Annotated in this window: 7 protein-coding genes and 1 pseudogene; 2 read left to right on the forward strand and 6 right to left on the reverse strand. The window is 61.2% G+C overall.

Annotation, left to right across the window (positions count from 1 at the left end):
- Together SO156_RS44745 and SO156_RS44750 are read right to left on the reverse strand one after the other, a co-directional pair.
- Positions 1–3604, reverse strand: a 3604-nt coding sequence (locus SO156_RS44745) for an ATP-binding protein (protein ID WP_498539305.1), incomplete at its 3' end; no start/stop codon positions are given.
- A 252-nt stretch (positions 3605–3856) separates the two neighbouring features.
- Positions 3857–4063, reverse strand: a complete 207-nt coding sequence (locus SO156_RS44750) for a hypothetical protein (protein WP_498539310.1) — start codon at positions 4061–4063, stop codon at positions 3857–3859.
- On the opposite strand from SO156_RS44750, the gene SO156_RS44755 reads away from it, so the two are divergent.
- Both SO156_RS44755 and SO156_RS44760 read left to right on the forward strand, forming a co-directional pair.
- Entirely contained in the window at positions 4016–5212 is a 1197-nt protein-coding gene (locus SO156_RS44755; RefSeq protein ID WP_498539309.1) for an NAD(P)/FAD-dependent oxidoreductase, read from the forward strand. The two genes, SO156_RS44750 and SO156_RS44755, sit on opposite strands and share 48 nt — an antisense overlap.
- Before the next feature lie 49 nt (positions 5213–5261).
- Complete coding sequence (locus SO156_RS44760) at positions 5262–5588, forward strand: hypothetical protein (RefSeq protein ID WP_498539306.1); 327 nt, start codon at positions 5262–5264, stop codon at positions 5586–5588.
- A gap of 1540 nt (positions 5589–7128) precedes the next feature.
- On the opposite strand, the gene SO156_RS44765 is transcribed toward SO156_RS44760, so the two are convergent.
- From SO156_RS44765 to SO156_RS44780, 4 genes and pseudogenes are all read right to left on the reverse strand, one after another.
- Entirely contained in the window at positions 7129–7884 is a 756-nt protein-coding gene (locus tag SO156_RS44765; protein WP_498539307.1) for an SDR family NAD(P)-dependent oxidoreductase, read from the reverse strand.
- A gap of 60 nt (positions 7885–7944) precedes the next feature.
- Entirely contained in the window at positions 7945–9459 is a 1515-nt protein-coding gene (locus SO156_RS44770; RefSeq protein ID WP_458149345.1) for an amidase, read from the reverse strand.
- Positions 9460–9499: 40 nt separating this feature from the next.
- Entirely contained in the window at positions 9500–10207 is a 708-nt protein-coding gene (locus tag SO156_RS44775; RefSeq protein WP_498539308.1) for an ABC transporter ATP-binding protein, read from the reverse strand.
- Positions 10204–10373, reverse strand: a pseudogene (locus tag SO156_RS44780) (ABC transporter ATP-binding protein); the annotation flags it as partial. The gene SO156_RS44775 and the pseudogene SO156_RS44780, both read right to left, overlap by 4 nt.

Consider the following 10373-nt stretch of genomic DNA (forward strand, 5'->3'; position numbering starts at 1 on the left):
TCTCGGCGCCGACCAGCGCGGCGCGGTTCTCGAAATTTTCCGGGCAGTGCTGCTTCCAGAGTTCGAGCTGTCGGTGGTGCGAAACCAACGTCTCGACATGCTGGCGCCGCTGCTCTGGTGCTGCGGTGTTGCAGGCCGCCGCCTGCGAGAGTGCGCCATAGAAATGATACTCCGCGGTTTCGAAGAGGGACGCTGATGTCCACAGCAGCCGCTGCGCCCTCTCCGAGGCATCGAGGGCGGCCCCATAGTCCCCGGCAAGGAAGCGCGCCTGGAGCTTTCGGCACCAATACCAGCATTCGGCAAGCGCCAACTCCGAGTTGCTGGACAAATGACTCTGCATCTGAAGCTCGTCAAAGTGCCCATCGTCGAAGCAACCGAATGTCGGGGTAAACCCGCGAAGCGTTCGTACCAGACCGAGCTGTGTAGCGATGATGTCAGTGATGAAGCCAAACTGCGCCTTTCGCGCGAATGAGAGGCCTTGCTCGGCCTCGCGCTGCACCTCGGGGAGCGGATCGCCCGCCGCGAGAAGGTTCGTGCTCAGGTGACTGCGGCAGTAGGCGGCGTAAGTGAGATCGCCGGTCAGGTTGGCGACCTCGAAAGCGCGGCGCACGAGATCGCGGCCAGCCCGGACATGTCTTGTCCAAGGCATAATCATGTTCCCGAAAAGCATGAAAGCGCGAGGCTGGAACCGCTTCAACCCGCGTTGTTCGGCCAAATCGCAGCCGAGCCGGCCGAAGCGAAATGCGGCCTCGTAATCGTGGAACCGCGCGACAGCGACCACGCCGAGCGTGGCATAGGCAAAGCACGATCCGTCGCAGTTGCCTCGCTCGAGACTGAACTTGACCGCCCGGCAAGCGATCAAGGTATATAGATTCGCATCCGTAAAGAATGCGGGCGGTATGATCCTGGTGAGGACCTCCAGTGTCGCGAGGGATGCCGCGTCGCTCATCAAGGGCGGGTCGACTAGATCTTCGATCGATCGGCTGCCGAGCTGCGACCAGATCCGCTGATACTCGCCCCTCGCCTCCTCTTCCGTTGGGTGTCGCGACCACTCGATGCCCAGATGCCGGAGGTAGTCGAGGCCGACTGCGACCGCCTGGCTGCTCTGACCAAGAGTCGTATGCAGGTCCGCAAGCAGGCAGGTGATGCTGGCGCGTTCGACCGTTGTTGCGGCCCGTGGCGACAGTGCTTTCAGGCGTTGCTCCGCTTCCGCCAGCGCGCCGCTCAGGAACTCACATTCGGCGTGGTTCAGCTCCAGCGCAAACGAGAGCTCGTGTCGGTGCCCCAACGTGTCTTCTGGCAGTAGCGCCGCGCCAGCAACGAGATAGGTGAGCGCCGACGCATAAGCGGTCGATACCTTGGCGCGCTTGCCAGCCGCCAGGTTCAGCTCTGCGAGCTGCTCGCGCTCATCGCGTGACGCAATTAGAGTTGCGCCGCGGTTGAGCTGGCTGACAATCTCGAAGATCCCCTCATCGCGCTTTTCCGGCGGCGTCTCTGCCAAGAGCAGCCGGCCAATTTTCAAATGCGCCTCGGCCCGCGCCTCTTCCGGGATCAGCGCATAGGCCGCCTCCTGCACCCGGTCGTGAACGAACTTGTAGGAGCGTGCGACACGATCGATCAATTGCAGGTGCAGGGCGTCCGCCAGAGCGGCGTGCACCTTTTCCTCGGGCGTTCCGAGAACGATCGAAAGGATATTGAAATCGGCAACGTTGCCGAGGCACGCAAGCTGCCGCAACGCGTCCTGCGTGTCGAGCGGTAGCCGCGTCAGCTTCCCGGCCAGAAGCTCCACGACGTTGTCTGTGTATCTTTTAGCGTGGATGCCTGCCATGTCCCAAGACCATCGCCGCTGCTCGTGATCGAAGGCCAGCAGCCCTTCGTCGGCGAGCCCGTGAAGAAATTGGATAACGAAGAATGGATTGCCGTCGGTTTTCGTGTGCACCAACCTTGCAAGCGGGGCGGCTCGCTCGAGGTCGCAGCGGAGCGTGTCGGCAATAAGACTTCTGAGGTCACTGATCGCCAGGGACGCCAGCTTGATATCCTGCACCCTTCCGGTTGCGCGGATCGCCTCCAGCTTGCGCATGAGCGGATGCGCTGCGGTGACTTCGTTGTCGCGGAACGCGGCGATGAGGAGGAGATTGCGGAGATCGGACCGGCTCAACAGATCTTCCAAAAGGTCCAGCGTCGCCGCATCGAGCCATTGCAAGTCGTCGAGGAACAGCGCCAGGGGGCGTTCCCGCCGAGCGAAGACGCCGATCAACCGCCGAAGCATCATCTGGAAGCGCCGCTGCGCGTCCTGCGGCGGAAGCTCAACGACCGGCGGTAGCTCTCCGATGAGAAGCTTCAGTTCAGGAACGATATCCACCATCAGCCCTGCGTTAGGTCCCAGGGTCTCCCGCAAGGCGTCGCGCCATGGCGCAAGGTCGGCGTCGCTCATACCGAGCAGTGGACGGATCAGGCTCTGAAGCGCCTGTGCCAGCGTCGCGTAGGGGATATCGCGTTTGAGCTGGTCGAATTTGCCGGATGCGAACAGGCCACGCGGTGGCACCAGCACCGGCTGCAGCTCGTTGACAAGCGATGATTTACCGATGCCGGAATAGCCCGAGACCAGGAGCAGTTCCGGGGCGCCACCCTTGACGACGCGATCGAAGGAGGCGAGCAAAGTCTCAACCTCGCGCCGCCGCCCGTAGAGTTTCTCGGGGATCAGCAGCCGGTCGGGCGTGTCGTGTTCGCCCAGCGCAAAGGCGTCGATCCGACCCTGCGCCTCCCATTCGATCAGGCAGCTGCGAAGGTCGCTTTCGAGGCCGGCCGCGGTTTGATAGCGGTCTTCGGCCCTCTTCGCGAGCAGCTTCATGACGATCGCCGAGACGGCGCCAGGGATTTCCTTCAGCCGCTCGGCAGGCGGCATCGGCCGCCTGGCGAGATGGCAGTGCACCCATTCCATGGGGTCGGCGGCGGCAAACGGCAAGACACCGGCGAGCATTTGGTAGAAAGCGACGCCGAGCGCATAGAGGTCGCTGCGGGCATCGATGGACCGATTCATCCGTCCGGTCTGCTCGGGCGCCATGTAGGCGAGCGTGCCGGCGATCACCTCGGGAGGGTGAGGCGACTGGCGTTCGCGCGAAAAGCGCGACGCAATGCCGAACCCGGTCAGCCTCACCTCGCCGGTTGTCTCATCTAACAGGATATTGGCAGGCTTGATGTCCTTGTGAATGAGGCCGCGCTGATGAAGCTTACCCAGGACCAAAGCAATAGCGCTGCCGAGGCGCAAGAACCGCCCGATATCCATGGGCACGCCGAGCAACCGTTCGAGCGGCTCGCCGCCCGCATCCTCGAGCACCAGCATGGTTCGATTGGCTTCGCGCACGAGCTCCAATGGCCGCACTGCCCACGTGCCATCCAGTTCGTCTTTCAGCTCATATTCGTGGCCGAAATGATCGAGAGTCGAACGAGATGGATGGTCGGCGGCAGGAACAACGAGCAACACGGCGCGCCGCTTGCCCTCATCGTCCAGTCGCCAGCCCCGGTGAAACACGCGTTCGCTGTCTTTCCACAAGACCCGGGAGTCACCGTCCGAGTTCGCGACGTTCAGCGACTGCGGTACCATCTGTCAGACTCCGGCGTCGGCCAGGTTGCATGCGCAGGGCCCTCTCCGCCCTGCAGAAAATCGTATCCCAATGGCTGAGAAATGCCAGCCGTCCATTGATCTTGCCTCATCCGGCACACGCGGATCGCCTTCTCTTTCGCAGCAATTCGGAGCAATTTGCGATGCTTAATTCGCGATGGCCGCCCCTGTGCGTCAAATATAGCCAACATCGGCAGGCTGCGAGAAGGCAACTGCGACACCGATCTGAAACCGTCACCGAGAAGAAACCGAAAACGAGGTGATCCTATGAGCATCATGCTGGCTGGGACCCGGCCTGACGAGGCCACTGCCGTTGTCGAGGTCCCCCACCGAGAGCGAAAGTGCGTCGTCATTATCGGAGGCGGCTTTGCCGGTATCGCTGCGACGCGCGCGCTGCGCTACGCTGATGTCGATGTCGTCCTGATCGACCGCCGTAATCATCACATCTTTCAGCCGCTGCTCTACCAGGTGGCGACGGCTGTCCTCTCTCCCGCCGAGATCGCCGCGCCAATCCGGCAGCTAGAGGTGAAGCAGAACAATCTCAGCGTGCTGATGGCGGAGGTCACCGGCGTCGACGTTGCTTCCCGCACGATCGACGCCTCCTCCCCAGGCCTGGGCGTCCGCAAGATCGGCTACGACTATCTGGTAGTCGCGACCGGCATGCGTTCGAGCTACTTCGGGCGCGACGAGTTCGCGCGGCATGCGCCGGGCCTCAAGAACCTGAACGACGCCGAGATCATCCGAGCCAAGATCCTGGGCGCGTTCGAATTGGCCGCCGCGAACGAAGACGAAAGCGAACGCGCGCGGCAGATGACATTCGTGCTGGTCGGCGCAGGTCCCACAGGCATGGAACTCGCGGCTTCCCTGGCGCAAATGGTGAACGTTGCGCTCACGGGCACTTTTCGCCGCATCGATCCGGCAAAGGCCAGCATCATTCTGCTCGACGCAGGCAAGCGAGTTCTGCCGACCTTTGCCGAGTCGCTGTCCCGCAGGGTGACCCGACGGCTCACGAAGCTCGGCGTGAAGGTCTTGACCGGAGTGAAGGTCGAGACCGTCGACGCGGAGGGCGTGGTCGCCGGCGAAAGCGAGATCCCCAGCGCCACCGTGCTGTGGACCGCGGGGGTTGCGGCATCGCCCATTCCAAAGATGCTTGGCACCAAGACAGACCGCGCGGGGCGCGCGCTCGTCGGTCCCTTTCTGAAGGTTGTTGACGCACCCGACGTGTTTGTCGTTGGCGACGCGGCGTCGGTCATGCAAAACGAACACCCGGTGCCCGGCGTCGCGCAGGCCGCGATCCAGGAAGGGCGCTATGTCGGCCGGCTGATCGCGAAAGAGCTCAAGGGGCGAAAGGTGAAGCGTCCGTTTCGCTATTTCAACAACGGCAACATGGCCGTCGGTCGGCAAGAATTACGCCAGCGGGGCTGGCTGCGCACAAGCGGTTTCCTGACCTGGCTGGTGTGGGCGTTCATTCACATCATCTCCCTGCCGCAGCTGCAGAACCGCCTGCGCGTGCAGCGCCAGTGGCTCTGGTCGTATTTCACCGGCCACCGCAGCTCGCGATTGATACCTGAACCTCCCAGGATCGGATGATTGAGCACGCTCGCGCCACGAACGAGACGTATTAAACGGAGAGACCAAAATGCGTACCTTCACTTTTGCAGTGGCCGCCATTGTCGCTGCTTCATGGGCTACTAATCAGGCTGCGGCCACCGACCGAGTTCCCGCCTTCGATATTGTCCGAAACTGCAGTGCGGAGGTGGCAGCCGCCGGCATCGAAAAGGTTGCAGGCTGCACGAAAGACGAAACAGATGCCAAGAATGAGCTGGACAAACGCTGGCCTGAATTTGGTGCGTCAAGCAAGCACGTCTGCGTCGGGGAGAGCATCATTGGAGTCGGGCAAAGCTATGTAGAGCTTTTGACCTGCCTCGAAATGTCCAGTCGCGAGTTCTTAGCTGGCAGACATTAAATTCAATGAGCGACGCCGTGCAAGCGCTCTTTTGCTCGCCTTCATGCGACCACCGTACGCGAGCATGGTTATTGTTCGTTCTCCTTTCGAAGAATTCGTCGGGGTTCGGGATTCTTCATTCACGCTCTTAGCTCCAGTCAGTTAGCCATCAGAGACGCTGCAAGATCCTTGCGACGGCGAAATAGTGGATTTCACCAAGACAACCTCTGAGAACTCGATCATGGCTGAGACAATCCGGCCTGGGCACGCGACGGGATAAGCGCAGCGGCGTCACGGACGGCCTCACGATTTCTCATTCATTGCGACTGAAGGTGTGCCCGCCGCCAGAGCGGTGTCCAGGAAGATCGGCTCAAACAAAGCATCGTCGCTTTGCGCCAAAAGTCCAAGCGTTAGGCCTACCTCCAGACCAAGCTGGCGTAGCTGCTCATGCCTGCGATGTCACTCTAACTCGTGCCATCTGTAGCTTGTCACCGTAGCTACTCGCGCGCGCTCTCGACGAGCCGTCCAAATTGTTACGGAACTCAACATCTTGGTACTTCCGGTGAGTACGAGCCCCGTGCTTCAGCGATCGCGGACATCAGTCGCCATATTTCCCGCTCCCGTGGAAGTGCGCTAACAATGTTTGACCGTTCCATGCGCTGTTGTGCGCCAGAACACTCTGTTGGCGGAAGTGAAGTGGAGTGCTGACTTCGGCCGGATTAAACTCGACCACAACATTGGCAGCCGCTGAATATGAATAGAAACGAAAACTGCACCACCAAAACTACGCCAGGCTGCGCGATTGCATCCGGCCGCGCTACTCCCACTCAATCATTTTGGACGATATTTCATCGTTGATTTGCAAGCACAAATCTTCATGCCTGACGGACAAATCCCGACGGTATACCCGCCCCAATTTTTTGGTCTTGAATTCACAGAAAAATTCGTACCCCTTGAAATATTGGCAATTCCGCTACCTATCGGAGTCAATCGACCGAATAGCGCTGCGTGCGTAGCCGGGATGGCTACTCCTCGCACTGGCACGGCGTGGCTTGAAATACCGTCAAAGATCAGGAAAGCGCTAGTTCGGTCGTTCAGTGGTCCCTCGCAGGCTCATCCCTCCGCTGCGCGCCAGCAAGGCCGCTGCGCTTGTGGGTGAGGCGAGCGACGGCGGCTCCGAGGGGATGGCTCAACCACATCCATGATCATTTTGCTGAACTTGACGCACAGAACTTTTTATCTGTTTTCGCGATCGGCTGGGACTTCAGGTGCCCCAGCCAGACTCGGCAAACCAATCAACCGCTGGATCCCGAACGGGCATTTCGCCGTGGAAACTGAACGGGGATTGTGCGGCGCCAGAGGTTGCCAAAAATTGCAGCTGCTAAAATAAGAACAGGATTGCGCGAAGCCTCAAAATTTCAACTGAGGCACGGGCCCCGAGTAGGAGCAAGGGGTCCAGCTCTGCGCCTTCAAAGTCCTCGCCATCGAAGGTCCGACCCACCGCCGCATCTGCGCATGGCGGAACCTTCCCTAACTGCAACGGGAGCCGGTCGGCAGCTCGCTAGACAGCCTTTGTGAGTGCACCATCGATGATGAGGTTGGTGCCGGAGATGCGAGATGCTGCCGTGCTCGCAAGAAACACCACGCCGGAAGCGACTTCTTGCGGCGTGCCCATACGCCCGGTTGGATTGAGCGACATTGCAGTCTTGTAGAGATCAGGCATGCCGCGCTCGATATTCTGCCAAATGCCCCCTTCGAAGTAGGTGTTGCCTGGCGACACTGCGTTAACGCGGATTCCCTTGGCGATCAGCTGATTGCTGAGGCCCTTGGCATAGTGGATCAGGGCCGCCTTGAAGGCGCCGTACGACCCGGCGGCGAAATCGACCTCGAAGCCCGACACGCTCGAGACGATGATGATCGACGCGGATTTCGACTTTTCCAGATAGGACAGCGCGGCCGCGACCGAATTGACGGTGTGCATCATGTCGGTGCGGAACGATTTCTCCCAGGTCTCCGGCGTGTCGCCGACCGCCAGCGCGCTCACATTGCAGACGATAGTATCGATGCCGCCGAGTTCGGCGGCGGCCCCATCGATCCAGCCCTTCAACGCGACCGGATCGGCGACATCGACCGCCGTGCCCCACGATTTGACGCCCTTCGCCGAGAGGCTCTTCACGACGTTGCCAACCTCGTCGGCATTGCGGGCGCAGATCGCGACGTTGGCGCCCTCGGCCGCAAATAGCTCGGCGATCGCAAGCCCAATGCCCTTGCTGCCGCCGGTTACGAGCGCGCTCTTTCCTTTCAATCCGAGATCCATGGTCGCCTCCATTGCTGGTGCGGCGGCCTGCTCGCATGCCGGCAGGCCGCCCCGGTGCGGTTACATCTTCTTCCAGTCTCCGGCGCTTTCGAACGCGGCGGCGGCGCGATAGATCGTCGGCTCGTCAAAATATTTGCCGATCAACATCAGACCGATCGGCAGACCGTTGCTCATGCCGCAGGGAATGCTCATCGCCGGATGTCCGCTGGCGTTGAACGGCGCAGTATTGGGAACCATTTCGAACGCGCGCTGGATGTAGAGCTCGCGGGGCGCGTCTGCGGGCGGTAGCGGCGTCGCCTTCATCGGCAGGGTCGGCATCAGCAGCAGATCGTATTTGGCCAGCGCCTCGTCATAGGCTGCGCGCAGCTTGCGGTTCAAATTCTGCGCCTTAGCGTAGAAATGGCCGCGATAGTGCTTGGTGAAATATTGCCCGAGCAGCATCGTGATCTTGAGGCTGTCGGACAATTCGTCGGCGCGATGCTTCCAGGCGGAGTGGGCGTCCAGCAACGTAGTGTTGTAGAGACCACGCCAGTTCGTCCCCATGCCGTTGCCCTTCATCATGAACTCGGTGGCGCCTTCGGCGGCGATCGGCAGCCAGATCGCCGGCGCAGCGAGGTGCATCGGGATCGAGATTTCCTCGACGGTGGCGCCGAGCTTTCGGAACAAGTCGGCGCCCGCCTTGACCTTGGCGTCGACGTCTGGCTCCGAACTTGGATGCCCAAATCCTTCCCTCACGATGCCGATACGCAGTCCCCTGACGCCGCCTTCAATCTCGTCGTTGTACTTTCCGACCTTGAGAGCGCCCTGCCTCGGATCAAGTCCATCGGGCCCTGCCAGCACCTCCAGCAGCACCGCGTTGTCGCGTACGTTGGCCGTCATCGGGCCGGTGTGGTCGATCGTGAGCTCGATCGGCATCACGCCCGTATAGGGCACGAGGCCATAGGTCGCCTTCATGCCGTAAATGCCGCTGAAGGCGGCCGGAATGCGGATCGAGCCGCCCTGATCGCCGCCGATCGCCATATCGGCCTCACCGGTCGCCACCACCACCGCGCTGCCTGAGGACGAACCGCCGGCGGAGTATCCCATCTTGTGCGGATTGTGCACAGGACCAGCTGCACAGGTGTGGCTGCCGCCGGAGAAGCAGAAATATTCGCAGTGCACCTTGCCAACGATGGTGCCGCCGGCGTCGAGCATGCGGGTGACGATGGTGGCATCCGTATCGGGGATATAGCCCTCCAGCGTCGATGCGCCGTTCATCATCGGGACGCCGGCGAGCGAGATGTTGTCCTTGAGCGCGATCTTCTTGCCGGCGAGCTTACCATTCGGGGCGCCTTTGATTTCGGTCTTGACGTACCAGGCGTTGAACTTGTTCTCCTCGCCCTCGGGGCGATAGCCGGGCGTGCGCGGATATTTCACCGCCGGAACATAGTCCGGCATGGCATCGACCGCATCGTAGGCGGCGTAGTTCGCCTGCATCAGCGCGTCGTAGGATTTGAGCTCTGCATCACCCATATGCATGCCGAGGTCCTCGGCGACGCTGCGCAGCTGATCGAGTGTGGGTCTCCTGACTACCATGGCTTGGGTCTCCCTCTGATCATGCCCGCGTGCGGCGGGCCTACGTTGCGATACCGACAAATTCTCCGACGAGGCTTGCGTCGCCGAGCTCGCCTGGTGACACTTCCCGGGTAATCGCGCCTTTCTGGATAATCAGGATCCGCTGCGACAGCGAAGCAATGAAGTCCAGATTCTGCTCGACCAGGATCATGGTGAGCCCGCTCCTGGCTCGCAGCCGTTGCAGGGTATGGACGATCTCGTCGATGATCGAGGGCTGAATGCCTTCCGTAGGCTCGTCGAGCAGGATCAGCCGCGGGTCGCCGCAAAGGCAGCGCGCGATCGTCAGCAATTGCTGCTCGCCGCCCGACAGCGCTCCGCCGGGGCGATCGAGCAACGCCTTCAGGCGGGGAAACTCCTCCAGCACGGTCGCGATGATGTCGTCTTCCACGCCGTCCTGCGTGCTGCAGCCCATGCGCAGATTCTCGTAGACTGTAAGCCCGGGGAAGATCTCGCGGCCCTGCGGCACGTAGCCGAGGCCGAGCCGCGCACGCCGGTAGGGTTCGATCGACGTGACGTCGTCACGGCCGAACATCACACGACCGCTGGTCGCCGGCAAAAATCCCATCAGCGCCTTCAAGAGCGTGGTCTTGCCCATGCCATTGTGGCCCAGAATGCCGATGAATTCGCCCTCATTGACGGAGAAGCTCACCCCGTTGAGAATCGGAATCCGGCCGTACCCCGTTCGCAGTCCCTGTACATCGAGCATCATGCGGCTGCCTGTTTGCCTAGATAGATGTCGCGCACCTGCGGATTGCGCATGATGTTTTCAACGGTGTCCTCGACCAAGACGCTGCCCTGGTTAAAGACCGTGACCTGCTCGGCGATCATGCGGATGAACTGCATGTCGTGCTCGACGACGATCAACGCCTTGGTAC

The organism is Bradyrhizobium sp. UFLA05-125, from assembly GCF_059803515.1.